Here is a 26,603-nt window from a genome sequence, read left to right on the forward strand (position 1 = left end):
CCCTCAGGCCGGCGTGGGCTTCAAGACCAGGCCGGCGTCGTCGGAGATCAACGCGTCATCCGACGCCCGCTCCGGCAGCGTGAGCGTCAATGTCGTCCCTTGCCCGATAGCGCTGCTTGCGCGCACGTCCCCGGCGGACTGCTTCACAAAGCCGAACACCTGGCTCAGCCCCAAACCCGTGCCATGGTTCAGGGGCTTGGTCGTGAAGAATGGTTCGAACGCCTTGGCCAGGACCTCGGGATCCATTCCGCACCCCGTATCCCGCAATTCGATCTCGACGTTTCCGCGCGGGCAGTCCGGGGCCCCTTCCGCCCTGCCCGGGCCGCGCTCGCGCCGCAACGTGATGGTGAAGCAGCCGCCGTCCGGCATGGCATCGCGCGAATTGACCGCGATGTTGAGCAGCGCCGTCTCCAGTTGGTGAGGGTCGGCGCATACGTAGAGAGGCCCGTCTTCATAGCGATATTCGATCGCAATGGATGACCCCATCGTCGCCGTAAAGATCTCGCGCATGCCCTCGATCGATGCCTGGACGTCAAAACACCTGGGGCGCAATGGCTGGCGCCTTGCGTAGGCCAGCAGTTGCGCCGTCAGGTGGCCCGCCCGCTCGGCGGTTTCGGCAATCGTGCCCGCCAGGTGCAGGCGCTTCTCCTCCTCCAGTCCCGGCCGGCGCAGCATGTCCGCCGCGAAGCGGATGGTTGTCAGGAAGTTATTGAAATCATGGGCAACGCCGCCCGTAAGCCGTCCCAACGCCTCCATTTTCTGCGCGTGCTGGAGCGCGTCGCGGGCGGCCTGGACCTCGTCCTGCGCCCTTTTCCTGTCGGTTATGTCCCGCGTTATTTTCGCGAAACCGATCACTGCGCCCCCGTGGTCCCTGATGGCGTCTATCACCACGCTGCACCAGAATTTTTCGCCGCCCTTGCGCACGCGCCAGCCTTCGGCCTCGAAGCGGCCTTCGCGGCGGGCGGTCTCCAGCGCCACCCGGGGCAGGCCGGCGGCCTGGTCCTCGTCGGTATAGAAGCGCGAGAAATGCGCGCCCATGATCTCTTGGGCCGAATACCCCTTGAACCGCTCAGCGCCCTTGTTCCAGCTGCTCACGTGCCCTTCGGCGTCGAGCAGGTAGATTGCATAGTCCATCACTGCCTCCACCAGCAGGCGGTACCGGTCTTCAACAGCTGCGGGAAAGGCGGGGTCGGCAGGCACGGATCCAGGCATGTCAGTCCTCCGAGGCGGCATCGGTGACGGGAATTATGTAGTAGCGATTCGCCGAATGAAAGTCTCCCGATTTTGCCATATTGGGGACGCGCTCATCGCCGCCGGGCGCGCTAGCGTCGCCCGCGCGGGCATGGCGCTTGCTCCCTCCCTCGGCATCCCGGCCCTTCCCCGATTTTCCATGACCGCCATCGAGCGCGTAGCCGCCTTCATGCACGAGCATTCCCTGACGCTGGTGACCGCCGAATCCTGCACGGCGGGGCTGATCGCCGCCACCCTGGCCGACGTGCCCGGCGCCGGAGCGCTGCTCGATTGCGCCTTCGTCGTCTATTCGCCGGACGCGAAATGCCGGTGCCTGGGCGTTTCGGCGCGGACCCTGGCCCGGCACAACCTGACCAGCGAGACAGTCGCCAGGGAAATGGCCTTGGGCGCCGCGCGAAAAAGCCCGGCGCTCGTGGCGATATCGAACACCGGCGTCACCGACTCGATAGACAGCGAGATCCCGGCGGGGACCCAGTGCTTTGCCTGGGTATTCAAATCGGGCGGCGCCGACGCCGCGCCTGCGGTCTATTCCGAAACAAGGCGCTTCTCCGGCAGCCGCAATGGCATCAGAGAAGCCAGCGCGCGATATGCCCTTGTCCGCCTGACGGAGTATTTCGACGAACGGCGGGGCGCGCCAGGCCGCCGCTAGGCGGCGTCCGGGAACAACGATTGCTGGCAATGGCTCACTCCCACAGCCTACGGCGCCACGCGCCTTTCAGGAGGTACCCATGAAAACCCAATACCTGACTGCCACCCTGCTCGCCGCGCTCGCGTTGGCCGCCGGCCATGGCGCGCAGGCGCAAACCGCGCCGCCGGCCACCCCGATGCCGGCCGAGGCGAAGCTGGACAGCGCCGACCGCGATTTTCTGGAAAACGCGGCGCAGGCCGGAAACATGGAGATCGCGGGAAGCAAGCTCGCCCTGGAAAAAGCCCGGGATCCCGACGTAAAGGCGTATGCGCAGAAGATCATCGAGGACCATGAAAAGGCGGGACAGCAGTTGGCCTCGCTTGCGCAGAGCAAGGGATACGAGGCGCCCAAGGAGCCGTCCCTCGTCCAGCAGGCAAAGCTGAAAGCCTTGAGCCTGCGCGACGACAGCTTCGACAAGGCGTACGTCGATGAAATCGGCGTATCGGCGCACAAGGACGCGGTCGAGCTTTTCGGCAAGGCCTCTAACGACGTCAAGGACGCCGACGTGAAGCAATTCGCCATACAGACCCTGCCCGTGCTCCAGCAACATCTGGACATGGCGCAAGCGCTGGCGGCGCGCGCAGACGCCGCGAAGAAGTAGGCGCATTCGCTGGAACCACCAAGGAACCTGCCCGCGGAACACGCATATGGATCGTGAGGACCTATTGGCGCAGATGATCGCCACGCCAGCGGTCGACCGGAGCTTTACCGATTGGCCGGAAGTGCTGTCCAACTACGCGGAATGCCTGGCGGCGCTCCAACCCAGGCTCGACCGGAAGGAAATGGAGCGGCTGATACGCGTCGGCGCGGACTTCTATCGCACGCTGGCCCGCGCCGAGCAATACCGGAGCAATAGCGTGTGGGAGGACCGCTCCGCCTGAGGCGGTCAGCCATAGGAGCGCCGGCGGTATGCCTGCTTTACGTACCGGGTCAGCTCCACCTCGACCGAAGACATTTCCGGGCCGGCCTCCGGATTCAACAGCCGCTGCGCCGCGGCGAGCGTGCGTTGCGCCCTGCGTTCGCCCTCGCTTGTTCCGGTGGAAGGCCCCGTTGTCGTGTCGAAATTCGATTTATCCATGACGATTCTCCCGGTAGAGGCAGGCAAGGCATGCCTGCGCAGCCTTTAGCAAGTCCCGTGCCCACCGTGCCATCCTCCCGCTGCCGCCTTCCCTCCCAGGCCGGCACACCATTTGCTGGCCTGGCCGGTTTTCACCCCGGAGGCAACATGCTCGCAGATTGGCCCGCCGGCTCACCCCTGTTCGCAGGCCACCCCGTCATGCAATGGGCGCTGGCCCTCACGGTGGGAGCAGTCCTTTTCTTTGTCATGAGCGCCGCATTGCAGCTGTTCCGGTCCCGCCTGCAACGGCGCGCCGACGTGTCCGGCCACCCGCTGGCCCAAGCCAGCGCCGAAGTGCTGCGGCGTACCAATCGGGCCGTACTCCTGATCCTGTCCCTGCTCATCGGCGCCGAGCTCATTCGGGCGCCGCTGCCATGGAGCGGGCAGAATGCGCAGCATCTCTGGTTCGTGCTCGTCGCCCTGCAGCTCGCCTTGTGGCTGGATCGCGCCGTGGACGTCGGCCTGGATCACGCCTTGGCGTCGCGCGGACGCGTCAGCACGGTCACGGCCACCCTGTTCCGCTTCCTGCTGCGCGCCGTCGTGTCCGTCGTCGCCCTGCTGGCCATGCTGGACAACCTGGGCGTGAACATCACGGCGCTGGTGGCCAGCCTGGGGATAGGCGGTGTCGCAGTCGCGCTGGCGGTGCAGACCATATTGAGCGATCTGTTCGCCTCCATTTCCATCGGATTGGACAAGCCCTTCGAGGCGGGCGATTTCATCGTGTTCGGCCAGGTGGCCGGCAGCATCGAGCACGTCGGACTGAAAACCACGCGGATCCGCAGCCTGGGCGGCGAACAGATCGTCTGCTCGAACACTGAACTGCTCAAGCAGACGATCCAGAATTACAAGCGCATGCAGCAACGGCGCATTATTTTTACCGTGCGCATCACATACATGACCGGCGTCGACCGCGCCGCATCGGTGCCGGGGCTCATACGCGCCCAGATCGAACGCCAGCCCGACACCCGCTACGATCGCGCCCACCTGGCCCGCTTCGGCGACAACGCGCTGGAGTACGAAGCCGTCTACTACGTCATGACGGCGGACTACAACCGCTACATGGATATCCAGCAGGAGATCAACTTCGGCATCATGCGCGAACTGGAGGCGGCCGGAATCGCCCTGGCGCTGCCTGAACGCATCGTGCGCCTGCACCCTGCGCGCCAGTCCAAGGACGCCCCGGCATAAACCCGCCCTCGCCGCGCGCGGGCACGGTATTTGCGATACGCCGCTACCTGACATATCAAGGGGTTCAAATGAAGCGCATCCGCATCGCCGTCTTCCCGGTGGCCGGGCTGGGCACCCGCTTTCTTCCTGCAACCAAGGCCATGCCCAAGGAAATGCTCCCGGTGGTCGACAAGCCGCTCATTCAATATGCCGTCGAAGAGGCCGTCGCCGCCGGCTTCACCGAACTGGTGTTCGTCACCGGCCGGAACAAGCGCGCGATAGAAGACCATTTCGACAGAGTCCCCGAACTCGAACAGGACCTGGAAGCCAAGAACAAGGTGGCGCTGCTCGAAACCGTCCGCAACGTGCTCCCCGCCCACGTCAATTGCGTCTACACGCGCCAGCCGGCCGCTCTGGGCCTGGGCCACGCCGTGCTGTGCGCGGCGCCCATCGTGGGCGACGAACCGTTCGCCGTGCTGCTCGCCGACGACATGATCGACGCGCCCTCGCCCGTCATCGGCGAGATGGCGAAAGTGGCGCAGGAGTTCGGCGGCAGCGTGCTCGCGCTGCAGAAAATTCCGCTTGCCAGCTCCCGGCAGTACGGCGTCGTTTCGGGATCTCCGCAAGCTCGCGGCATCCTCAGGCTGAACGGCATGGTGGAAAAGCCGGCTCCGGAGGATGCGCCTTCGGACATGGCCGTCGTGGGCCGGTACATCCTCGACCCGCGCATCTTCGCCTGCCTGCGCGAAACGCCGCCGGGAGTCGGCGGAGAGATCCAGCTGACGGACGCCATCGCCGCGCTGCTGGAAGAAACCAAGGTCTTCGGATACGAGTACGAGGGCATCCGGTATGACTGCGGCAGCAAGGCGGGCTTCTACCAGGCCACAATGGAAATCGGCAGGAAGTACCACGGACTGGGCCGCACGGACGCCTAGCGGCCCGCCACTGCGCATACGCCCGGCGGGACTGGCGCGGGAGACTCCGGAAACACCCGGACGTCTGCGCCGCGCGGCACAGAATGACCGGAAACCGGAGGCGGGCAAGGCGCCCGCCCCTGGCTTCGCCTATCTACCAGTACGGGTCCTGGTCATAGTATTTATGCAGGCTGAGCGCCCACGTCTCGTCCGCCATCCTGGGCCAGTCGTCCTTGTCGAAGCCGGGCGCGTTCTTCAGGACTTCCTTGTCGACGTTCAGAATGAAGCATTTGCGATCCGTGTCGAGCGTCAGGGCCGCCCAGGGAATGGCGAAAAGCTTGTCCCCCATGCCCAGCAGGCCGCCACGCGACAACACCGCGTAGGCGACGACGCCCCGGGGCACGTCGATCATGATGTCCTTGATGGATCCCAGCTCCTCGCCCGCCGCGTTGTAGACGTCGTTCCCCTCCAGGGTGTCCGCCGCCATGATTTCGGGACCCGGGCCGGTGGCCGAAGATTTGGGTCCGCCGACGATATTGGTTTGATGCTCCATGCGTCTCTCCTATGCAGGGCCTATCCCCACGTTGAACTTCGATTACGGCAACGCCGCTACGCCATCCTTTCGCACGCCTGCGCGCAGCGGCGGCAAGCCTCTTCGCACTCCGCCATCCCATCCAGGCCCGCGCAGCTGTCGGCGCAAGCCCGGCAGATTTCCGCGCAGGCCGCGCAGACGCGACCGTGCTGCTCGATACCGATCAACATCGTGTGCGCCGCCGTCCGGCAGATCTCCGCGCACGCCATCATCAGCCGGAAGTGCGCGGGTTCGATGTGTCCGCCGCCGGCCTCCAGGCAATGTTGCGCGGCGGTCTGCAGGCACGTCCTGTAGCAGGCCAGGCAACGGCTTGTGCATTCCTCCATGTCCTCATCGGGCCTGTGCATCGCATCCTCCTTGTCAGGTATTCCGAATCCGTTCGGTTCAGCAAGCCTCGTGCCTGGCGCGGGTACGAAAAGCCGCTAGGAACAGGCGGGCGTCGTCGCCACCGGCAGGGTTTCCCAAACGACTGCCGCAGCGGACAACAGGCAAAGCGCAACCGTCAGCCTGCCGTGAAATGCCGGAACGCGACGGACAAGGACGCGCCGGCGCTGATGCAGGCCGATCGCCGCCATGAAGGCCACCGCCAATGCGCTGGATGCCAGGATGATCCAGGACGACACGGGCAGCGCCCCCCAGGACGCTCCGGCGGAAAACCGGGCGCAAGCGATGGCGTTGACCGCATAGATGAAGAGAAAGTGCGCCAGCCAGATCACGGGCCCGGCGACCAGCATGAGCAGCTCCGTCCAGAAAGGCCGCTTCATGACCCTAGCCCGCCCAGCGTGGAAAAACATGCAGCAGGCCCAGGCTCAGGAGGCCCTGCGCCACGGTGTATTGCCAGAGAATGGCGGTGCTGTCGAAACAGGCGCGCCGCGCGGCGCTCAGTCTTCCCGCCAGAGAGCGGGCCACTGAAAACAGGCCCATCAGGCTGGACACGGCCGCAAGCATGGCCTGCAGGCCGATCACCGCATACACGGACGCCGCGTAGGCCGACGCCTGCGGCCGCAAGCCCGCGCGCCAATGCGCATGCAGTTCCAGGCCGGCCTCGGCCACGAGCAAGACAGCCGCCAAAGGCAGGCCCCATCTCAGCAAGGACTGCCTGCGCCGCGCCAGGCCGCGGCCGGCCACCGCCACCAGCGCTGCGGAACCCAGCAGCAGGCAGGCCGACATCCAGGCCCAGCGGGAATCGGGCCATGCGCCCGCCGGCCCCCATTTCTGGGGCGCGGCCGTCCACAGGAACAGGTAGGCGAAGATCAGCGCGCCGAAGATGCTGGCGCAGACCATCGCCAGCATGACCATCGCCCACCAGGAATGCGAAGCGCTGCCCGCGCAAGCCATGGGCAGCCGCAAGCCGTCCGCGACTTCCACGGAGACATCCGGGCCGGTATCCGCGTCCCACAGCCAGCGCCACAGCGCGACCAGGGCAAGCAGGCCGAAGGCGGCCGCGAGCGCGGGGAGCTTGAACGTCAATAAAAGAAAGAATCCCGCGGTGCCCAGAGCGGCGAGCAGCGGCGACCAGGCCGGACCCGGCAAGGCCAGCACATAGTCGGGGCGAGCCTCCACAGCGCTGGTCACCAGCGTCGACCGCAGCCCCGCCGGCGCGCCGGGAAGGAAATGGCGCCCGGCCTCTACCTCTTCGGCAAGGCCGGGCTGGTCCCACAGGGGCTCCCTGCTGGAAACGACAGGGACGCTGCGCAGCCCGTAGGTTCTCGCGGGCAGCCATTCCAGCGTGCCGGCGCCCCAGACATTCCCGGCGCCGCTTCCCAGCGCTGGCCGGAAATTGCGAGCCAGGTCCACCAGGAACACCAGCACGCCGGCGGCGATCAGATAGGCGCCGGCGGTGGAAGCCAGATTCAGCCCCGCCCAGCCCTGGCTCTCCGCGTAGGTGTAGACCCGTCGCGGCATGCCGGCAAGGCCGGTGAAGTGCATGGGGAAAAAGGCAAGATTGAAGCCCGTGAACATGAGCCAGAACGTCCACCGTCCCGATGATTCGGAAAGGGGCCGTATGCTGATGAAGGGCATCCAGTAGTAGAACGCGGCAAACAGCGGAAACACCATTCCGCCGAACAGCACATAGTGCAGATGGGCGACGACGAAGTACGTGTCATGTACCTGCAGGTCGAAAGGAATGACGGCCACCATGACGCCGGTAAGTCCGCCCAGTACGAACGTAAAGAAGAAACCCAGGATGTAGAGCATGGGCGTCTTGAGCGGCCGCATGCGGACCGCGGCGGCGATCGTGGCGACCCAGGCGAAAACCTGTACCGCAGTCGGCACGGACACCGCCATGCTGGCGGCCGAGGCGAAGCTCAGCGAAAGCGGCGGGATGCCGGTGGCGAACATGTGGTGCACCCATAGGCCGAAACTGAGGAACCCCGTGCCTATCACGGCGGCGACGACCAGCGGATAGCCCACCAGACGCGTTCCCGTCATGGCCGGGACGATCATGGACACCATGCCCGCCGCTGGCAGGAAAATGATGTAGACCTCCGGGTGGCCGAAGAACCAGAACAGGTGCTGCCACAGCAGCGGAGCGCCGCCTCGCTCCGCGATGAAAAACGGCATATCGAAAGCGCGCTCCAGCTCCAGCAGCGCAGTGGCGACGATGACGGCCGGAAACGCGACGATCACCATGCCGCAGAACACCAGCATTACCCAGGCGTATATCGGCATTCTGTCCAGCGTCATGCCCGGCGCGCGCATGCGCAGAATGCCTACCGCCAACTCGATCGCGCCGGCGATCGCCGATATCTCGATGAATCCGATGCCCAGCAGCCATAAGTCCGCGTTCAGCGCCGGCGAATACGCCGAACTGGTCAGAGGCGGATACATGAACCAGCCGCCGTCCGGAGCCAACCCGACGAAAATGCTGCAGAAAAAGACCATTCCCCCTATCGCGTAAGCCCAGTATGCGTAGGCCGACAGGCGCGGGAACGGCAGATCGCGCGCGCCCAGCATGTTCGGCAGCAGCAACACGGCCACCGCCTCTACCGCCGGCACCGCAAACAGGAACATCATCACCGTGCCATGCATGGTGAACAGCTGGTTGTACAGCGCATGCCCGATCAGCGGATTGTCCGGCAGGGCCAGCTGGGTCCGCATCAACAGGGCCAATAGGCCCGCAAGCAGAAAGAACAGCAGCGCGGTGCCGATGTAGAGCAGGCCGATGGAAGTATTGTTGACGACGGTCAGCGCCCGCCAGCCCCTGGGACGCCGCCAGGCGCGCTCCAGGCCCTCGACCTCGCCCGGCGGGCGTGGAAGCGGGTTCGGTAGCGCCCGGGAGCTGTAGGACGACGACCGCTGGCCCGGCATCATTTGAGGCTGTCCACGTAGGCGGCCACCGCGCGCAGCTCTTCACCGGACAGCTGTCCGAAGGCCGGCATCAGGTTTCCGGGCTTGATGTGCTGACTGCCCGCGATCCAGCCGGCCAGGGCGCCCATATTGTTGGGAAGCACGCCTGCCGCCAGTCGGGGGCGGCTGCCCAGGTGCGTCAGGTCGGGCCCGGCCGAGCCTGCTGCGGGGGTGCCGCGCACCGCATGGCACTGGGCGCAATCGCGCTGGAACAGGCGCTCTCCCGGCCTGAGCCCGGCGCTTGCCGGCTCGGCCGGCCGGCGTTGCGCCGCCATCCATTGGTCGAAATGGGCAGGCGCCAGCGCCTGCATATCGAACATCATCCTGGCATGCTGCGCGCCGCAGTACTCCGCGCATGCGCCACGAAAAACGCCGGGTTCGGGCACGAGCACGCGCAGCCGGTTTACGCGACCGGGCACCAGGTCCAGCTTCCCCGCCACGCTGGGCACCCAGAAACTGTGTATGACGTTATCGGAGCGCAGCAGTATCTCTACCGGCACGCCGGCCGGGACGCGGATGTCGTTTGCCGTCTCGAACAGGAGGTTCCCCGCCGGGCCCCGGTAACGCACCCGCCACCACCACAGCTCGCCGACGACTTCGATACGCAAGGCCGGCTCGGGGCCGCGCCCCAGGGAAGCCGCCGCCTGCAGCGCATAGACGAGCAGGGCCGTCAGAACCACGACCGGAAATGCGACTCCTGCGGCCACGATCAGGCCAGGCCGGCCCAGCAGGCGGCGCGCCCGTTTCGACCCGTGCATCGCCATGCCCAGCAGAATCGCCGTTGCAAGGAAGATGGCGGCCGCCCCCCCGTAGAGCACCCAGCCGATTTCCGCGATCCGGGCGGCGTCCTCCCCCCGCGGATGCAGAACGGATTGAGTATCCGCCCACGATGCGGCGAGCGGCGCGGCGGCAAGCGCGAAGGGAATGAACGACGCCATATGCACGAGAGTGTGGGTTCCGCGAGAGCGGCGGGTGGCGGAGTTGGCCTGGCGCCGCAGCCGTCCCCCCAGCATGCCGCATGCCCGGCGCGCCGGCGCCTCGTGCCGGCGGCGGCATGGGAATTGCTGTGCACGCGGCATCCAGGAGACTAGCCCTTGCAAGGATCCGCCCGCCCCGCCATCTTCGGCGCCGCCGCACTCTCGCTTTTGTGCGCATGCGGCGACGAGCGCCCCCCGCTTGCGCCTCCCGGGGAGACCGAAGCGCTTGCGGGAGCCGACGCCGCGCGCGGCCGGAACCTGGTCGCCGGGCAAGGGTGCGTCGCCTGCCATACGATCCCCGGCATGCGGGGCCCGCTATCCTCGGTGGGGCCTCCGCTGGACAACCTCGGACGACGCGCCTATCTGGGCGGATCGCTGCCCAATACTCCAGCCAACCTGGTGCGTTGGCTGTTGGATCCGCCCTCGGTCAATCCCGGCACCGCCATGCCGAAAGCAGGCCTGACACCGGCCGAGGCCGCCGACATCGCCGCATTTCTGCTCGGCCGCCCCTGACGTCTTGGACCACCGCCATGAAAAGCTGGAAAGTAGCTGGTCTGACAGTGCTGGCCTGCATGGCGGGAGGCGCGGTGCTGGCAGGCGCCGCCGTCTTCCATGGCTGGTATGACGTCAGCGCCACCGGCTCGCATACGCTACCCGTGCACGACCTGCTCGACGTCGCGCAGACAAGATCGGTCCAGCGCCGCGCCGCCGGCATCGCCGCGCCGGACCTGGACGACCCAGACCGAGCGCGCAACGGGGCCGGCTTGTTCCGGGCCAATTGCGTCCAGTGCCACGGCGCGCCGGGCGTTGCGCCGGAATCCTACGCATTGGGATTGAATCCCCCGCCAGCCGCCCTGGTGGCGACCGCCCGGGAACGGCCAGCCCCCGATATCTTCTGGATCATCCAGCAGGGCATCAAGATGACGGGCATGCCTGCCTGGCGATACCGTCTGACGGATGCCGAGATCTGGGATGTCGTGGCCTTCATGCGTGTCCTGCCCACCTTGTCGCCGGAAGCCTACCGGGAATGGGAAGGTGGCGAACGCACCTCGGCGCCGGCATTGCCCGGGCGTCCTGAAGCGCAGGCACGCGTGGGCAGCGCGGCGGCGGGGCGCAACGCGGTGCAGCAGTATCTTTGCGCCACCTGCCACGTCATCCCCGGCGTGGCGGGCGCCCGCCACCACGTGGGCCCCTCGCTCGCGGGCATCGCGGACCGCTCCTACGTGGCCGGCACATTGCCCAATACCGAGGCCAATATGCAGCGCTGGCTGCTGGCCCCCGGCCAAGTCAAGCCTGGCACGGCAATGCCGGACCTGGGCCTGACCGACCAGGACGCCCGCGATATCTCCGCCTTTCTCCAAACGCTGCGTCAAGCGGACTGACGCCCGGCCGGACCCGCATGCCAGGTCAGTGCTTGCTGCGCGCCCCCGCTCCCCGATTGCGCTGGCTCTGCTGATCCTGTCCGGTGCCGATCTGGCTGACGTGGCCCTCCTTCTTTGTCCGATGCTGCGCGTCGCGGTGGCTGGCCTGGGTTTCGCGCGCGGTATCGTCGCCGGCGGGGTTGGGTTTGTTGTCTTTGGGTTTCATGCGGGCGTCCTCCGTTAAGCGGTATCGATCCGCAGCAAACCACATGCCCGCCAGGCTGCCGCCCCCGTCGCGCCAGGCCGCCGGCACGCCGCTTGCTTGTCGCCGGCATGGATAAATTCATCGAGATCTTCGAACTCCAGGCAGGCTATGCGGAGATGATCATCCGCGGCACCACCATGTACTGGGTGCTTTACGCATTGTTGCGAATCTCCGGAAGGCGCGACCTGGGCTCCCTGGGAATGGCCGACATGCTGGTGCTCGTGCTGGTGGCGGACGCCGCCGGCAACGCCATGTCGGGCGATTCGTATTCCATGGGCGACGGAATGATCGTCGTTGCGACCATCGTCGGCTGGAGCTATCTGCTGGACAGGCTGGGCTACTACGTCCCTGCCTTGCGGCGCCTCCTCGAACCGCAGCGCGTCTGCCTGGTCCGGTCGGGCCGCGTGCTGGCGGGGGGCCTCAAGCGCGAGCACATCACGCGCAGCGAACTGATGGAACAGCTGAGGCTGAAGGGGGTGGCCAACCTCGCGGAGGTCGAACGGGCCTACCTGGAATCGACCGGAGAATTCAGCGTTATCCGCGCGTCCGGCTCCCCGAGGGATGGGGCCTCGACGCTGGAGGACGAAAGCCCATCCGGCTAGGGTCCCGTCGCGCAAATCTTCCATCCGTCGGTACTTTTTTCCGATGCGCGCCCGGCTTGGCGCCGGGCCGCCTAGCTTGCGCCGGCCAGACGCCGGGCCCGCGCCAGGACCCGGACGAGCGCTGCATACGCGGCGTCGCGGCCCTGCCTGTCGGGGTTGCGCAGCACATAGGACGGATGATAGGACGCCAGCACCGGAGTCTCGCCGCGCTCCAGCACCTGTCCGAGCGCAGCGTTCAAAGCATGGCCACGGCCTCCCAGCACGGCCCCCAGCGCCGTCGCGCCCAAGGCCACGATGACACGCGGCTGCAGGTCTTCGACTTCTTTGTCGAGCCAGTAGGCGCAAGCCTGGATCTCAGCCTGGGCGGGCGACTTGTGCATGCGGCGCTTGCCGCGCAATTGCCATTTGAAATGCTTGACGGCGTTGGTGAGGTACACCTCTTCCCGGTTCAGGCCGGCCTCCGCCATCGCCTTGTCCAGCAAGGCGCCCGCGGGCCCGACGAACGGCAACCCGGCCAGATCCTCCTTGTCGCCGGGCTGCTCTCCCACCAGCATGATGGCGGGATGGGGCGCGCCCGCGCCCGGCACCGGTTGGGTGGCGTTGCGCCATAGACCGCAGCGCCGGCAGGCCTTCAGCGATCTGGGGCGCTGCCCGGGGACGATATCGCCGGGTTCCGGGCCGGGACGCCTGGACGTGGAGGCCATGGCGCGCGGTCCGGTGTCACCGGCGCGCCGAAAAGGCCGGCGCGGGCTGCGGACAAGGAAACATCGTCTCGCTGGCCCGGCGGCGGTCACGCCCGCCCAGGCGCCGCTCCTCATTGAAGTACGCCACCGTGCGCGCAAGACCCTCCGCCGGGTCCACGAGCGGGATCCAGCCCAGCCAACGGCGGGCCAGGGAAATGTCCGGACAGCGCTGCATCGGATCATCCTTGGGAAGATTGCGGTGCACGAGAGGAACCTGCGCGCCCGTCAGCACGCGCACCATGTCTGCCATTTCCAGCATCGTCAGTTCGGCCGGATTGCCCAGGTTGACCGGCCTGGACACCTCGTCCGGGCTCTCCATCAGGCGCACCAGGCCGTCGATCAGGTCGTCCACAAAGCAGAAGGACCGGGTCTGCGTGCCGTCGCCATATATGGTCAAGGGCTGGCCCGCCAGCGCCTGCACGATGAAGTTGGACACCACGCGGCCATCGTCCGGGGCCATGCGCGGGCCGTATGTGTTGAAGATGCGCGCGATCTTGACGACGACGCCCTCACGCCGCGCGTACTCCATGAAAATGGTCTCGGCGCAGCGCTTGCCTTCGTCGTAGCAGGAACGCGGTCCGACGGGATTGACATGCCCCCAGTAGCCTTCCCTTTGCGGATGCTCCAGAGGGTCGCCATAGACCTCGCTGGTCGACGCCTGCAGCACGCGCGCGCCGCAGCGCCGCGCCAATTCCAGCAGTTGCATGGCCCCCAGGATGCACGTTCGCAGCGTCTTCAAGGGATCGGCCTGGTAGTGCACCGGCGACGCCGGGCAAGCCAGGTTGTAGATCCTGTCCGCGCGCATGCCGCCCAGCGATTCGATCACATCGTGGCGCATGACCGAAAAGCGGGGATGGTCGGCAAGCCCGGCGAGATTGCGCGCTCTTCCCGTCTGGAAGTTGTCCACGCAGACAACCTCCCAGCCGTCCGCCAGCAGGCGGGAGCACAGATTGGAGCCCAGAAAGCCGGCCCCGCCGGCGACCAGCGCCCGGCCCGTTCGTACAGTGTCGTCCATCATGCTGCCTCCAGGATCGTATCGAATACATCCATCCAGTCGGAAACGAAGCGGCCCATGCCGAAACGTTCCAACGCCGTCCGCCGCCCCGCGGCGCCCCAGGAGTGGGCCAACTCAGGCTGGTCCAACAGCAGGCGCGCCGCCTCGACCAGCCGGTCCGGGCGGGTGTCGACATAGCCGTTCTCGCCATTCCTGATGACCGTGGGCAATTCCGTGGCCGCAAAGCCAACCACCGGAACCCCGCAAAGCATGGCCTCCACCAGGGATAGCCCCAGGCTGGCGTAGCGGACCGGGCTGAAGAAATACCGGTAGCGCGCCAGACAGGCGCCCACCTCCATATTGGAGACCTCTCCCAACCCGCCCAGCGCTTCGGATCCCATGCCGATCAGGTCCAGCGGCGTACGGGCGCGGACGTTTTCGAACAGGTCGAGTCCGATCCGCCGTCCACGCCGCGCCAGGTGATTGATGGCGGCGATGCCGCGTTCCAGGGAACCGTCATAGGACGCCTCCGGCGGCGGCACGCCATGTTCGACCACGCGTGTCGGCATGCCGCCCGCATCCCACATCACCGCGTTGAACGGGGTGACATGCACGATCAGGCCTCGCTCGTGACGGAAAGGATGCCGCGTATCGGTCGGATGCGGTTCCGGCGGATTGTGCTCCAGATAGGCGCAGGGCAGCTTCCGCTGCGCATCGCTGAGCAACAGCCTCGCGTCGTCCAGATTCTGGCGCGACTGATACAGCACGCAATCGAACCGCAGGGAACGCAGGTCCTCGGCCGGCACCTGGACCACGTTTCCGGTCCATGGGATGCGCCGACCCAAGGGACCGTAGCCCGGCGGCCCGCCCGGCAGTCCTGGAACGATGAAATCGTGGGGAACGTGCCCCAGCGCATACAGGTAATTTCCATGTACATGCCAGGTCAGGATGCGCAGGCGGCGTCCTGGGCGCGGGATGGCGGAGTTCGGCGTCATGGATGCGCCCCTTCCAATTGCCCTTGCGCCCGCGCCAGTACCTGCTGCGCCGACACGCCGAGCGCGCAGGGGTGGCCGATGGGGCAGGTTTCGAATGCGCAGGGCCGGCATGGCGTATCGGCGGCAAGCACGGAGTGGAGACGCCGGTTCAGCGGCGCCCAGCGCCCCGCGTCGCTGCCACAGGCCACGATCACGCTGCGCGTGCCCATGGCGGCCGCCACGTGCGAGATTCCGGTGTCGTTGCAGACCAGCAGACGGCAGCGGCGGACCAGGACGGCCAGGCTGCCCAGGGTGGTCTCGCCGCTCAGGTCGGCCAGCGGCCGGGACACCCTCCGCCGCAGCTCCGCCGTCATCGAACGCTCTCCGCTCGTGCCCGTCAACGCCACCTGCCAGCCCTCGCGGGACAGCGCCTGCGCCACGTCGGCATAGCGCTCCAGGGGCCATCGCCGCGACGGCAGGCGCGCGCCTACGTGCATCAGCACCAGCCTTTCCGGATTCAATGCGTGTTGCCGGAGCAGTCGATCGGCGTCGCGCCGGTCCGCCTCCAGGCACGGAAACTCCAGGCTGTCATCGCTCGCGTCCAAGCCGCAATGGCGCAGCAGCGCCAGATAGCGCCGCGGTTCCGGCAAGGCCTCGGGCCAGGCCAGGCGCTGGCCCGGGATCTGGGCGTGCGCATCCGGCACGAAACCACCCCAGCGGCGCGCCCCCATCCGCTCGACGATGGGGTTCGAGCGGCCGCCGCTGCCGTGCATCTGCAACGCCACGTCGAATCCGCGCGCACGCATGCCGCGGAAAAAAGCGGGTAATTCCCGCGGACGCGCGGGCTGCTCAGGAAATCCAGGCATGCCGGGGAATACGATCAGCTCGTCCAGGTATGCGTCGAAGCGCTCGCGGAATTCGCGCGCCCCTGGCAGTCCTACCAGCGCGATATGCGCTTGCGGAAAGGCGCGCCGCAAGGCGCGCAGCGCGGGTATCGCGCACAACAGGTCGCCCAGCTGCAACGCGCGAAATACGGCGATCCGTCCGGGACGAAATGAAGAATTCAGCAAGGACATCATGGCCGGCCCCTTCCAAAACGGATCCAACCCACCAGCCTCCACGCGATCGACAACAGGGGAATGCACGCCGAGGTCAGGGCCAGGTCCGCCACGTCGCGGAAAGAGCGCCGGGTTCCTCGCAGGCGGCACAGGAAAAAAACCGCGCTCAGACCCGCCCATACGGCGGCCGCGGCCCAGGCCATCGGCGCGTGGCCCAGCGCAGCCAGCGCAACGGCCGCGGCGAATGCCGCGGCCACCGCCAGATAGAAGCGCCAGATGCCGGAATGTATGTGGCGGCGGTACAGCGCGGGATACTTGCTTCGCAGCAGCATGTCGAACATCGCCTTTTTCTGCATGCCCAATCCGGCGCCGAAACGCACGCCGCGCATCGGATGCAGCACGCGCGCCCGCGGTTCCCTCCTCACGGCGAGGCCGCTGTCCAACAACGCAAAATGCAGATCGGAGTCTTCACGCCACGCCATGGTGTAGCGCGGATCGAAACCGCCTACCGCTTGCAGCGCCGAACGCCGCACAAAGCAATTCGCGGTAATGAACTCGGACCGGGTGAGGCCGGCCGCGTCCCGCTCGTAGTCATTGGGCGGCTCCGGGATGGGCATCTCGGTGGCGCCGGCCACGGCCGCCACGCCCGGCGCCAGCGCGCTCACCCCGTGAGCCAACCACTCGGCTTCGGGGACGGTGTCGTCGTCGGTAAAAGCGATGATCTCGGCCTTGGCGCTGCGCCAGCCCAGATTGCGCGCGCCCGCCGGGCCTCGCGTGCCCGCGACGGGCACGTAGCGCAGGGCGGGGCGATTGTCCCAGGCCTCGCGCAACGCGCCCACCTGCTTCTTCGTGGCGCTGCTGGCTGCGTCGTCGCACACCAGCACTTCATAGCCGTCGCGTGGAAACCGCTGTCGCGCCAGGGATTCCAGACAGCGCGCCAGCAAGTCCGGCCGCCGGTACGTAGGCACGACCACGGACACCTGCAGGGATTCGGGCGGGCCGTTCATCTGGGCTTCTCGATCAGGTAGGGGCCGATGACAAGCGCATCCAGCGGTGACGTCCAGAAGCACTCCAGGGCGTCGCGCGGCGAACAGACAACGGGTTCTCCCCGCGTATTGAACGAGGTATTTACCAGCACCGGCACCCCGGTCAGGCGTTCGAAGGCCGCCAGCAAATCGTAGTAGCGCATGTTCTGGTCGCGTCGCACTGTCTGCACACGGGCGGTGCCGTCTATGTGCCGCACCGCCGGGATCTGCTGCGCCCGATGCGCCAGCACGTCGTAGACGAACAGCATGAATGGCGCGCAGATCGACGCGCCCCGGCCATCGAACCAGTCGGCCGCCCGTTCCTCCATCACCACGGGCGCCACGGGCCGGAAATCCTCGCGGTCCTTCAAGCCGTTCAGCCGGGCCTGCATGGCGCTGTCCAGAGGCGAAGCCAGGATGGACCGCGCGCCCAACGCCCGCGGCCCGAACTCCATCCTCCCCTGAAACCACCCCAGTATCTTGTCCTGCGCGAGCAGGGCCGCCGCTTCTCCCGCCACGTCGTCCAGCCTCCGAAAGTCCTGGCGCGAGGCGTAGAGAAAGCGTTCGATTTCGTCGTCGGAGTAGGACGGCCCCAGGTACGCGTCGTCCATTGCCCACTCACGCTTGCCGCCGCGCCGGTGGTAATCCACGTAGAGCGCCGCTCCCAGCGACGTTCCGGCATCGCCCGCGGCGGGCTGCACCCACACGCTCTCGAACGGGCCGTCGCGCGCGATGCGCGCGTTCATCACGCAGTTGAGCGCCACGCCGCCGGCCATGCTCAGGTTGGGCGCGCCTGTCTTGTCGTGCAGCCATTGCGCCATGTGCAGCGCGGTTTCCTCCAGCACGTACTGCAGGGAACTGGCGATGTGCTTGTGACGGTCCTCGAAAGGCGTTCCGCGCCGCCGCGGCGGGCCGAAACGCTCGGCCAGGCGCGCGGGATGCAGGGAATAGCCGCCATCCTCCTCCAAGCGCAGAATGTCGCGGAACTCGGCGCGAAACTCGGGTTTGCCGTAGGAGGCCAGCGCCATCACCTTGTACTCGTCGGACGAGTGCAGGAAACCCAGATAGCGTGTGACCTCCTCATACAACAGGCCCAGGGAATGCGGCAGGTCGATCTGCTTCAGCCGCGCATACTCGCCGCCGGAGAAATTCCCGTAGCTGGTCGTGGTGCGCTCCCCGCGCCCGTCCATGGTCAGGACGGCGGACTCCGCGCACGGCGCCGCCAGGAACGCGCTGGCTTCGTGCGATAGGTGATGGTCCAGATAGACCCAGCGCTCGGTGATGTGTTCCAGCGTCAGGTCGTCGAAACGGGGTGACTTCAGGTGGTGCGGCGCGCCATCCAGCAGTTGGCGCGGCGCGTTCACCAGGTACGACAGGAACAGCGGATCCCAGGGCGACTGGCCCTCTTCCCCCAATCCGGCGCGCGACGGCTCCAGCGGCAGGATGACGTCGGCAGACAGTTGCCCGCCCTCCGCCAACAGGGTCGGATCGTATGAATACACGATGTGGTCCACGTCCCGCAGGCGGATATCCCCCGCCGAGAGGCAGTAATCGATGGCGTGGTAGGGCAGTTGCCAGGTGGTGAACGGCACGGGGCGCTTTCCATGCTTGACGCGTGTAAAGCGCTCTTCCTCGGCGGCCGCGAGCACCACGCCGTCGCGGACCAGGGCGGCGGAACAGTCGTGGTACGCCGCGTTGATGCCTAAAGTGAACATGGGGTTTCCTCCTTGGCGGCGCGAGGTCCGGACGGAGCCATGCGCGCCTGGGACAACAATTCCCGCGCCGCCTCGGCGACGCGTCCGGGTTCGACGCCGGACAAGCAAGCCTGGTGCCCTTCCGGACACACGCTGCGATAGCAATACTTGCAAGGCACGTCCTTGTTCAGCACCCGGGCGGGCGTCTGCCATGGCGTGTGCTGCGGATTCGTCAAGGCGTACAGGTCCACGACCGGAACGCCCAGGGCGGCCGCGACATGCGCGGGTCCGCTGTTGTTGCAGATCATCAGCGCGGCCGCCTCCAGCGCCGCGCCCAGCTCTCCCAACGAGAGACGGCCCGACATATCGATCAACCCGGGCAACAGGCGGCGAGCGTCCGCCAGGGCATCCGCCAGCGCCGGGTCTTCGTGCCCGCCCAGCAGCAGCATGCGGCGGCCGTCGCCCCGCAGATCGATCAAGGCCTGCACCATCAGCCTGGCGGGATAGCGCCGCGACGAGGCGGTGGCTCCGGCGTGGACGCAGATCCAGCCGCCCGGCTCGGTGATGCCTTCATGGTGCAGTTTTTGCCGCAGGGACACCCGGTCCGCCTCGGGCACGCGAAACGACAGGCGGATATCCTCGCTGCGGGCGCCAACGCTCGCGACGAGATCCAGTTGGCGGCGCACCTCATGGCGGATGCCGGCCTGCGGCTCGGATTCCCGCAACCACTCCGTCATCAGCCGGTAGGGATTCTCCCGGCTGTGGGCCAGCACGCGCGGCACTCCGGCCAGGTGGCACAACAGCGCCGCGGGCAGCGCGCTCTGGCTGTAGGCCGTGAAGATCACCGCCGCGTCCGGCCGCAGGGCCCGCAGCCGGGCGATTGCGGCAACGTCCTCTTCGCGGCCTAGCGCGGCGTTCTTGCTCCAGGCCGCGTCATAGGCCATGACGGTGTCCACCTCCGGGATATAAGGCCCCAGAAGGGCCCCCGACGAAGACGTCAGCAAAGACAGGCGGCGCGCGCCCGACTCCTTCAATGCCCGGAACGCCGGGCTGCACATCAGCACGTCGCCCATATTGTCCAGGCGCACGCACAGTACATGAGCGCATTCGCGCCAGTCCCAGGCCATCTCACGCCCCCCCTCTTGCGCCAGAAGGCGCCTGGGCCGCCAGCACGATGCGCGCGGCCGCGTCGAGATCCGGCGCTCGGCCGTACGGAACCCTGCCCGGCCCTTCGAGCCATTCCGTCTCGTGTCCCACGTCGAGAAGAATGCTCCTGCATCCCGCCCGGTTTCCCGCTTCCACATCGTCGAGGATGTCGCCGATGAGCCAGGAGGCCTCCAGGTCCAGGGCCAGTTCGCTCGCGGCGCGCAGCAGCAGGCCGGGCCGCGGCTTGCGGCAGTCGCATTCGACCGCATAGCCTTCGACCACGCCGTCCGGATGGTGCGGGCACCAATAGAATCCTTCGAGGTGCGCGCCCGCGGCGCGGAACATCGACGCCAGCTTGAGATGCACCGGCTCCAGCGCCAAGGCGGGAAACATGCCCTTGGCGACGCCCGACTGATTGCTGATCACGACCAGCGGCAAACCGGCAGCGCCGAAGCGCGCAAGCCCGGCGAATGCCTGCGGCGCATACGCCATACGTTCGGGATCGACGTTGTACGGATCGTCCCTCAATACCGTGCCGTCCTTGTCCAGGAAGACCGCGGGCCTCAAGGCCATGACGTTTCCTTCATCGGCAGCACCATCACTTCGGGCACGACTGTCTCGCCCGGCTGGGTCAGGACGAAGCGCACGGCGCGCGCCACATTGGCCGGGTCCTGCAACGTGCCCGTGTCGATATCCGGAAAGCGGTCCAGCAGGAAAGGCGTGCGCATGCCGCCCGCGATCACCGCGCTTACCTTCAGGCCCGCGCCGCGCAACTCCGCGTGCAGGGCGTGCGACAAACCCATCAATCCCCACTTGCTGGCGTGATAGGCGCTGGCATTCGGCCAGGCGCGCCGCGCCGCCGTCGAGGCAATATTCACGATATGCCCTCCGGGGCTGAGCCGATCCTTGCCCAGCTTGGCCATCAGGAAGGGTCCCGTCAGGTTGGTGCGCAGCACCCGCTCCCAAACATCGGCGTCGAGTTGGTCGATGGGCGCCGTCACGTCCACGCCCGCGCTGTTGACTATTGCGTCGAGCTTGCCGAACTGGCGGACGGCGGCATCGAGACCGTTGCGCACGTCTCCGACGACGCCCACGTCCATGATGCATGCCATTACGTCGGCGCCGTCGCGCTTGAGCCGTTCGGCCAGCGCATGCGCGCGCTGCTCGTCGATGTCCGCCACGGCTACCCGCGCGCCCTCCGCTGCCAGCATTTCACAGAGCGCCGCGCCCAGGCCGCTGCCGCCTCCGGTCACCAGCACGACGCGCCCGTCCAGGCTTTCGAATTCATGCATGTTCCGCTCCTCTAGGCCGCAATGCGCGCGGCCTGATGTTGGGGAAGCGCCGAGCCCGCCGCCATGTGCCGGTAGATGGACAGAAGGTCCTGGCCGACGCGCTTCCAGGTGTAAAGGCGCCGAGCGCGCAGCCGTCCGGCCTCTCCCATGCGCTGGCACAATGTCGAATCCGCCGCCAGCTCGGCCAAGCGCCGAGCCAGACTGTCGGGATCGCGCGGCGGCACCAGGAAACCCGTCTTCCCATGCACGACCGTGCTGCGGATTCCACCCGTGTCGGAGCCCACTACCGGGCGGCCGCAGGCCATCGCCTCCACGGGCGTGATGCCGAACGGCTCATACCAGGGCGTCGTCACGAAGACATCGCTGGCGCTGTAGTAGGTGGCGAGTTCATCGCGATGCCGGCGTCCCGTGAACTCCACCCACGGTGTGACGCCCTCCTCTTCGGCGATCCTCCGCAGGCGCCCGATTTCCGGCGTGGCGGACTCGTCGGCGTCATCCGTGTTGCCGCCCACGACGCACAGGCGGGCGTTGACGCCGTATTCGCGCCGCAGGCGGCCCAGCGCCCGGATCACGTTGTCGACCCCCTTGCGGGGAACCATTCTTCCCAGTTGCAGCAAGGTAAAGACGCCGTCGTTCCAACCAAGCGCCTGGCGCGCTCGGGCGGCGGCTTGTGGCGCCATCTCGGCCGAGTCGTAGCCGCAGGGAACGATATCGATCCGGCGGGGATCGGCGCCATACAGGCCGACAAGGTCGCGGCGGTCCTGGGGACACTCGGCGATGATGCGGTCGGCGCGACGGATGATCTCGTCTTCGATCTCGAAGCGGCTGTCCGGAAAAAGGTCGGCTTCCTGCTGATACTGGCGCCGCACCTTTCCCAGTGCATGGAAGGTCACCGCCAGCGGAATCCCGTAGCGCTGGGAGGCGGGCAGCGAGGCCATGGCCGACATGAAGAAATTCGCATGGATAACGTCATAGCCCTGGGCCTGCCTGCCGAAGTACCGCAGCAGGTACGCTGCGAATTCGTCCATGTGCGGCAGCATGCGCTCCTTGGGCAGGTAGGAATCAGGGCCGGCCGGCACGTGGATCACGCGCACTCCCCGCATCCAGGCGTGTTCCCTCTCCAGCGCGGGATTGTCCTTGCGGGTGAATACGTCGACCAGCATGCCGGCGCGGGCGAGTTCGCGCGCCACATGCGCGACATAGACGTTCTGCCCGCCGCTGTCCACGCTGCCGGCCACGGCCAGCGGCGAGGCGTGCTCGCTGATGATGGCTATCTTCTTCATGATTCGGCTCCTTCGCTCCTGCCCGTCTCCCGGCCGGCGATCCGGATGCGGTTGTCCACGTCCCGCACGCCGGCGCACGCATCCACACTGTCCTCGATGCGATGCTTCGTCCGTCGATCGGGCGCCGTGCCCTCCAGCGTCACGCATCCCTGGGCCACGCTTACCGACACGTCGCTGACGTCCAGGCCGCTATGAGCCAGGTACTCGCATACGATTTCCCTCACACGCTCATCGGACCGCACGTAGCCCTTCGGATCGATCCGGCGCGAGCCGCCGTCGCGCCAGGACTGCAGGCCGCGGTTGTCGCTGCCGCGCTCGGCGGTGTCGAAGGACATATCGGGTTCGTCTTCCCAGACCGGACGATCGCCGTAATAGCCTCCCTCCTCGTCGCCGTATGACGCAGGGCCGCTATAGGACGGATTGCGCGATCCGTAGACCTGCTGCCGCTGGTACGACGGATCCTCATGGCTGAAGCCCCCATAGCTGCTCTGGCCCGGATCCGCGCTGCGGCTACGCATTCCGCTGCGCGTCGTGCGCGCGCCCGGGGCGCGCGGACCGCTCCCCCCCGAATCCCTGTCGTCACTGCCGCCGTGCCGGGGCGCATACCTTGGATCGTGCGTCATTGCCTTTCTCCTGTTGCGGATTCCGCGATGCCCGACATCCGCTGCGCGGCTTGCCGGCGACTCCGGGAGAAGCAAGTGATGTGCCGAAACGTCTCTCACCGTCGATTCCTTGCATATCGCCGCGGCGCCTCAAGCGGGATTCCGGCACTTCTTACTCACGCGTGTAAGAAGTGCCGGAATCGCGGCGCGGCGGTGTAGCGCCCGGCAGCAGCGAACCGATCGTCGCCAGCAGCTCGCTGGCATCCACCGGCTTGGACAGGTGCACCTGGAATCCCGCCAGCAGGCTGCGCAGCCGGGACTCCTGGCTGACATGGCCCGATAGCGCAATGGCCGGCAGCCGGTGGGCAAGGCCCGCGCCCCGTTCGGCCTCCATCGCGCGTATGCGTCCCACCACCTCGTAGCCATCGATGTCGCCCAGGGACAGGTCGCAGATCAGGACCTGCGGCCATTGCTCGACGGGCAGTGCCTCGAATGCCGCCAGCGCCTGCTCGCCGTCCTTGTGCTCGGCAACCCTTGCGCCGTTCGCGCGCAGGATCTCGGCAAGCATCTCGCGCGCTTCCGGCTGGTCGTCGACCACCATCACGAAAGCCTCTTGCAGGTTCGGAAGCCGGATGTCGGTCCGGATGGCCGTCGCTTCCACCGCCCGCACCGGGAAATCCGCGAAGTACGTCAGGCCTCCGGAAGGCGCCGGCGTGCTGTGGAAGGTTCCGCCCTGGCGCTGCACCTGCGCGGCCAACTGGGCGGGATCGAGCGCGGCCGCCGCGCGCAGCGCGTCGGGAAAATTCAACGGCATGTCAGGTTCGGCGGGCGTGTCGTCCACCGGGCGCTCCGTCCGCCCGTCCGTCACGGCCAGGCGCGCCATCGGCCCTTCGCGGTGCAGCCGGATCTCGATGCGACCGCCCGGCGGCGTGACGGCAATCGCATGCAGGCACAGATCCCACGCGACCTGCTGCAAGGTGCTTGGGTCGCCGGTAATGCGCGCCGCCTCGCTGCCGATCAATGTATAGAGATTGACCCCCTTTTCCTGGGCGGCCTCGCGCAACGCGTCCAGCACCCCGGCCACGACGGCCACGAGATTGACCGGTTGCCGCGTATCGCGGCCTCTGGCCTCTTCGAGCGCGGACTGTTGCCGCTGCAACGCCCACATCTGCGCATACATGCCCTCCCGGGACAGCAGTTCCTCGTGGCGTCCCTGCTCGACCACGCGGCCGCGGTCCAGCACCAGGATGTTGTGGGCATGCACGATGGTGGACAGCCGGTGCGCGATGATCAACGTCGTGCGCCCGCGCGATATGCGCTCCAGTTCGGCCTGGATCGCGCGCTCCGTGCGGGTGTCGAGCGCCGACGTCGCCTCGTCGAATACAAGGATGGACGGGTTCTTCAGGATCGCTCTCGCGATCGCGATGCGCTGGCGCTCGCCGCCCGACAGTTTCACGCCGCGTTCGCCCACCGGCGTTTCGTACCCGGCGGGCAGGCTTTCGATGAAATCGTGCACGCGCGCCCCGCGCGCCGCCTGGACGACCTGGTCCCGCGTGGCCTCCGGCCGGCTATACGCGATGTTGTAGGCGATCGTCTCATTGAATAACAGCGTATCCTGCGGGACGATGCCCAGGGTGCGCCGGACGCTCCGCACGTTCACGGTGCGGAGGTCTTGCCCATTGATGAGGATGCGGCCGGTATCGGCGTCGTAGAAGCGGAATAGCAGGCGCGCCAGCGTGGACTTGCCCGAGCCGCTCCCGCCCACCACCGCGAGCGTGGTGCCGGCCGGCACGGCGAAGTCGATGTCCCAGAGAATCTGGCGCCCAGGCTCATAGCCGAAGCCCACGCTTTCGAAGCGGATGTCCCCAGCGCCCGCCTCCAGCGAAGGCAGGCTGGCCTCATCGCCCGTTTCCGGCGGGTAGCGCAGCAGCTCGCACACGCGCTCGGCGTTCACGAATGCCTCCTTGGCCTGACGGAATATCAGGCCAAGGGTATTGAGCGGCAAACATATCTGGATAATGTACGCATTGACCAGCACCAGATCGCCCACCGTCATTTGCGCACTCACCACCTGCTGCCCGGCCAGCAGCATCACCGCCGCGACGCCGCAAGCGATGATGCCGCTCTGCCCGACGTGCAGTCGCGACAGAGAGCGCTGGTTGCGTATGCCGACCTCCGTCCACTCCGCCAGCACCCGGCTGAGCCGCTCGGATTCGAGCGCTTCGTTGGCGTTGAGCTTCACCGCCTCGTAGTTGAGCAGGCTGTCGACCATCCTGCCGCTCGCGCGCGAGTCCAGCTCGTTCAAGCGCCGCTGATAGGCCACACGCTTGCGCACGAGCACCGTTGTGTAGGTGAAATAGGCAATGAACGTCAAGGTGACGATGAGCGCGAACCAGATGCTGTATCCCATGACGAGGATCAGCACGACAGAGACAATCTCCACCAGCGTCGGCAAAAGCGTGAACAAGGCGGTGCCCAGCAGGAACCCCACCCCGGCGGTGCCCCGCTCCACGTCCCGCGCCAGGCTGCCCGTCTGCCTGGCGCCATGGAACCGGGCGCCCAGGCGCTGCAGCTGGTCGAATACCCTGACGGTGAAATCCGCAACGGTGCGCTGCGCCACCCGCACGAACACGACATCGCGCAGCTCGGTAAAGACACTGCCTCCGAAACGGATGAGCGCGTAGCCCAGCAGCAGGAACACGGGTAGCGCAAGCATGCCCGGCGCGCTGAGCGTATCGACGATGTGCTTCAGGACGACCGGCACCAGGACCATGAGCAGCTTTGCGGCCACCAGCAGGCCCACCGCCGCCGCCGTGCGGCGCCGGTATTTCCACAGCGCCCGCAGAATGCTGCGGGTGACCTCTTTGCGGGCAAAGTCCGTCCCGTTGTTCTCGGGTGCTTTCATGCAGTGGCCTCCCAGGCAGTGCGCGCGATGAGGGGCCGCCCAGCAAACGCCATTCCGCGCGGCGCGCCGAGGGCCGCGGTTCCGCCGCCCCTCCTCAAGAGCGGTCCTGCCGCCCCTGCACCACCGCCTTGAACAAATGCGCTATCGCTGCCGCGAACGCCTCGTCGAACCAGGGGTTTGCGCCGCTCACGGCCACCACGACGCCGTCGATGGCCACGCTGCCCCACACTCGCGAGTCCTTGGCGTGAAGCAAGTGCGGCCGCAATGCCATGATTTCGTGGCTGGACAGGCCCGTGCGCCAACTCAGGCGCGCCTTGCCTCGCGCATAGGCGCCGTAGTCCGCGTCCCATTTCTCCGGATCGCCGATGCTTTCCTCGTACAGGATGGCGGCCGGAAAGTCGCAGGCGCCGGGCCGGGCCAGTGGATTCATGACCACGATGTGGAAGAAGCCGCTTTCGCCCACGCGCTGATCGTTGCGCGCCGCTTCCAGCATCGGAAGCGCCAGCCGCACGGCCTGCGCGGCCGCGTCTCGCTCCCAATAGGCTGCCAAGGGTATGGATTGCATGACGGAAGTCCTCATTGCGGCCGCGACCGGACCGGGA

The 26,603-nt window shown here is 67.2% G+C and carries 29 protein-coding genes; 8 read left to right on the forward strand and 21 right to left on the reverse strand.

What is annotated here, in order from left to right; genetic code table 11:
* Positions 1–3 precede the first annotated feature (3 nt).
* Positions 4–1,212 carry a two-component system sensor histidine kinase NtrB gene (locus ACN6PJ_RS11100; RefSeq protein ID WP_427995910.1) on the reverse strand — a complete coding sequence of 403 codons (1,209 nt, stop codon included), beginning with the start codon at positions 1,210–1,212 and terminating at the stop codon, positions 4–6.
* Here ACN6PJ_RS11100 and ACN6PJ_RS11105 point away from each other — a divergent pair.
* From ACN6PJ_RS11105 to ACN6PJ_RS11115, 3 genes are all read left to right on the forward strand, one after another.
* Complete coding sequence (locus ACN6PJ_RS11105) at positions 1,211–1,900, forward strand: CinA family protein (RefSeq protein WP_427995911.1); 690 nt, start codon at positions 1,211–1,213, stop codon at positions 1,898–1,900. The genes ACN6PJ_RS11100 and ACN6PJ_RS11105 overlap by 2 nt on opposite strands.
* Positions 1,901–1,979: 79 nt before the next feature.
* Complete coding sequence (locus ACN6PJ_RS11110; protein ID WP_427995912.1) at positions 1,980–2,540, forward strand: DUF4142 domain-containing protein; 561 nt, start codon at positions 1,980–1,982, stop codon at positions 2,538–2,540.
* Positions 2,541–2,586: 46 nt separating this feature from the next.
* Entirely contained in the window at positions 2,587–2,820 is a 234-nt protein-coding gene (locus tag ACN6PJ_RS11115) for a DNA-3-methyladenine glycosylase (RefSeq protein ID WP_427995913.1), read from the forward strand.
* A 5-nt stretch (positions 2,821–2,825) separates the two neighbouring features.
* On the opposite strand, the gene ACN6PJ_RS11120 is transcribed toward ACN6PJ_RS11115, so the two are convergent.
* Entirely contained in the window at positions 2,826–3,017 is a 192-nt protein-coding gene (locus ACN6PJ_RS11120; RefSeq protein WP_427995914.1) for a hypothetical protein, read from the reverse strand.
* A 147-nt stretch (positions 3,018–3,164) separates the two neighbouring features.
* Between ACN6PJ_RS11120 and ACN6PJ_RS11125 the strand changes: the two genes are divergently transcribed.
* Both ACN6PJ_RS11125 and galU read left to right on the forward strand, forming a co-directional pair.
* Positions 3,165–4,244, forward strand: coding sequence for a mechanosensitive ion channel family protein (locus tag ACN6PJ_RS11125; protein ID WP_427995915.1), 1,080 nt, complete (start codon positions 3,165–3,167; stop codon positions 4,242–4,244).
* 68 nt (positions 4,245–4,312) lie between these two features.
* The gene (galU, locus tag ACN6PJ_RS11130; RefSeq protein WP_427995916.1) at positions 4,313–5,158 is read left to right on the forward strand and encodes a UTP--glucose-1-phosphate uridylyltransferase GalU; all 846 of its coding nucleotides are present in this window, start codon (positions 4,313–4,315) and stop codon (positions 5,156–5,158) included.
* Between the two features lie 133 nt (positions 5,159–5,291).
* On the opposite strand, the gene ACN6PJ_RS11135 is transcribed toward galU, so the two are convergent.
* The 5 genes from ACN6PJ_RS11135 to ACN6PJ_RS11155 form a co-directional block, all read right to left on the reverse strand.
* A complete protein-coding gene (locus ACN6PJ_RS11135) occupies positions 5,292–5,690 on the reverse strand; it encodes a PRC-barrel domain-containing protein (RefSeq protein ID WP_043541653.1) in 399 nt (132 codons plus the stop codon).
* Positions 5,691–5,746: 56 nt separating this feature from the next.
* On the reverse strand, positions 5,747–6,076 hold the full coding sequence (locus ACN6PJ_RS11140) for a four-helix bundle copper-binding protein (RefSeq protein WP_427995917.1): 330 nt from the start codon (positions 6,074–6,076) through the stop codon (positions 5,747–5,749).
* Positions 6,077–6,151: 75 nt separating this feature from the next.
* On the reverse strand, positions 6,152–6,493 hold the full coding sequence (locus ACN6PJ_RS11145; RefSeq protein ID WP_427995918.1) for a hypothetical protein: 342 nt from the start codon (positions 6,491–6,493) through the stop codon (positions 6,152–6,154).
* Positions 6,494–6,497: 4 nt separating this feature from the next.
* Entirely contained in the window at positions 6,498–9,041 is a 2,544-nt protein-coding gene (locus ACN6PJ_RS11150; protein WP_427996057.1) for a cbb3-type cytochrome c oxidase subunit I, read from the reverse strand.
* Entirely contained in the window at positions 9,041–10,093 is a 1,053-nt protein-coding gene (locus ACN6PJ_RS11155) for a cytochrome c oxidase subunit II (RefSeq protein WP_427995919.1), read from the reverse strand. Before ACN6PJ_RS11155 ends, ACN6PJ_RS11150 begins: the two co-directional genes overlap by 1 nt.
* 81 nt (positions 10,094–10,174) lie before the next feature.
* On the opposite strand from ACN6PJ_RS11155, the gene ACN6PJ_RS11160 reads away from it, so the two are divergent.
* The gene (locus tag ACN6PJ_RS11160; RefSeq protein ID WP_427995920.1) at positions 10,175–10,570 is read left to right on the forward strand and encodes a c-type cytochrome; all 396 of its coding nucleotides are present in this window, start codon (positions 10,175–10,177) and stop codon (positions 10,568–10,570) included.
* A 17-nt stretch (positions 10,571–10,587) separates the two neighbouring features.
* Complete coding sequence (locus ACN6PJ_RS11165) at positions 10,588–11,439, forward strand: c-type cytochrome (protein WP_427995921.1); 852 nt, start codon at positions 10,588–10,590, stop codon at positions 11,437–11,439.
* 25 nt (positions 11,440–11,464) lie between these two features.
* Here ACN6PJ_RS11165 and ACN6PJ_RS11170 read toward each other — a convergent pair whose 3' ends face one another.
* Positions 11,465–11,644: a hypothetical protein gene (locus ACN6PJ_RS11170; protein WP_427995922.1), complete on the reverse strand. Its 180-nt coding sequence runs from the start codon at positions 11,642–11,644 to the stop codon at positions 11,465–11,467.
* Positions 11,645–11,751: 107 nt separating this feature from the next.
* Here ACN6PJ_RS11170 and ACN6PJ_RS11175 point away from each other — a divergent pair, with 107 nt between their 5' ends.
* Positions 11,752–12,285 carry a DUF421 domain-containing protein gene (locus ACN6PJ_RS11175; protein ID WP_427995923.1) on the forward strand — a complete coding sequence of 178 codons (534 nt, stop codon included), beginning with the start codon at positions 11,752–11,754 and terminating at the stop codon, positions 12,283–12,285.
* A gap of 71 nt (positions 12,286–12,356) precedes the next feature.
* Here the strand turns inward: ACN6PJ_RS11175 and ACN6PJ_RS11180 are convergent, their stop codons facing one another.
* The 13 genes from ACN6PJ_RS11180 to ACN6PJ_RS11240 form a co-directional block, all read right to left on the reverse strand.
* On the reverse strand, positions 12,357–12,989 hold the full coding sequence (locus ACN6PJ_RS11180; RefSeq protein WP_427995924.1) for a UdgX family uracil-DNA binding protein: 633 nt from the start codon (positions 12,987–12,989) through the stop codon (positions 12,357–12,359).
* Between the two features lie 16 nt (positions 12,990–13,005).
* Positions 13,006–14,043: a UDP-glucuronic acid decarboxylase family protein gene (locus ACN6PJ_RS11185; RefSeq protein ID WP_427996058.1), complete on the reverse strand. Its 1,038-nt coding sequence runs from the start codon at positions 14,041–14,043 to the stop codon at positions 13,006–13,008.
* Complete coding sequence (locus tag ACN6PJ_RS11190) at positions 14,043–15,017, reverse strand: glycosyltransferase (protein WP_427995925.1); 975 nt, start codon at positions 15,015–15,017, stop codon at positions 14,043–14,045. The genes ACN6PJ_RS11185 and ACN6PJ_RS11190 overlap by 1 nt, the downstream gene beginning before the upstream one ends.
* Positions 15,014–16,075, reverse strand: a complete 1,062-nt coding sequence (locus ACN6PJ_RS11195) for a glycosyltransferase family 9 protein (protein WP_427995926.1) — start codon at positions 16,073–16,075, stop codon at positions 15,014–15,016. Before ACN6PJ_RS11195 ends, ACN6PJ_RS11190 begins: the two co-directional genes overlap by 4 nt.
* On the reverse strand, positions 16,072–17,061 hold the full coding sequence (locus tag ACN6PJ_RS11200; protein ID WP_427995927.1) for a glycosyltransferase family 2 protein: 990 nt from the start codon (positions 17,059–17,061) through the stop codon (positions 16,072–16,074). Before ACN6PJ_RS11200 ends, ACN6PJ_RS11195 begins: the two co-directional genes overlap by 4 nt.
* On the reverse strand, positions 17,058–18,794 hold the full coding sequence (locus ACN6PJ_RS11205; RefSeq protein ID WP_427995928.1) for a carbamoyltransferase family protein: 1,737 nt from the start codon (positions 18,792–18,794) through the stop codon (positions 17,058–17,060). The genes ACN6PJ_RS11200 and ACN6PJ_RS11205 overlap by 4 nt, the downstream gene beginning before the upstream one ends.
* Positions 18,782–19,900 (reverse strand): glycosyltransferase family 9 protein, encoded by a 1,119-nt coding sequence (locus ACN6PJ_RS11210; RefSeq protein WP_427995929.1) that lies wholly within the window; start codon positions 19,898–19,900, stop codon positions 18,782–18,784. The genes ACN6PJ_RS11205 and ACN6PJ_RS11210 overlap by 13 nt, the downstream gene beginning before the upstream one ends.
* Position 19,901: 1 nt before the next feature.
* Positions 19,902–20,492, reverse strand: coding sequence for a D-glycero-alpha-D-manno-heptose-1,7-bisphosphate 7-phosphatase (locus ACN6PJ_RS11215; RefSeq protein ID WP_427995930.1), 591 nt, complete (start codon positions 20,490–20,492; stop codon positions 19,902–19,904).
* A complete protein-coding gene (locus ACN6PJ_RS11220; protein ID WP_427995931.1) occupies positions 20,483–21,211 on the reverse strand; it encodes an SDR family oxidoreductase in 729 nt (242 codons plus the stop codon). Before ACN6PJ_RS11220 ends, ACN6PJ_RS11215 begins: the two co-directional genes overlap by 10 nt.
* A gap of 11 nt (positions 21,212–21,222) precedes the next feature.
* A complete protein-coding gene (locus ACN6PJ_RS11225) occupies positions 21,223–22,494 on the reverse strand; it encodes a glycosyltransferase (RefSeq protein ID WP_427995932.1) in 1,272 nt (423 codons plus the stop codon).
* Complete coding sequence (locus ACN6PJ_RS11230) at positions 22,491–23,012, reverse strand: BON domain-containing protein (protein WP_427995933.1); 522 nt, start codon at positions 23,010–23,012, stop codon at positions 22,491–22,493. The genes ACN6PJ_RS11225 and ACN6PJ_RS11230 overlap by 4 nt, the downstream gene beginning before the upstream one ends.
* A gap of 256 nt (positions 23,013–23,268) precedes the next feature.
* Entirely contained in the window at positions 23,269–26,001 is a 2,733-nt protein-coding gene (locus ACN6PJ_RS11235; RefSeq protein ID WP_427995934.1) for an ATP-binding cassette domain-containing protein, read from the reverse strand.
* Between the two features lie 94 nt (positions 26,002–26,095).
* Positions 26,096–26,566, reverse strand: a complete 471-nt coding sequence (locus ACN6PJ_RS11240) for a hypothetical protein (RefSeq protein WP_427995935.1) — start codon at positions 26,564–26,566, stop codon at positions 26,096–26,098.
* Positions 26,567–26,603 lie beyond the last annotated feature (37 nt).

Source organism: Achromobacter sp. (genome assembly GCF_050285585.1).
GTDB lineage: Bacteria > Pseudomonadota > Gammaproteobacteria > Burkholderiales > Burkholderiaceae_B > Achromobacter.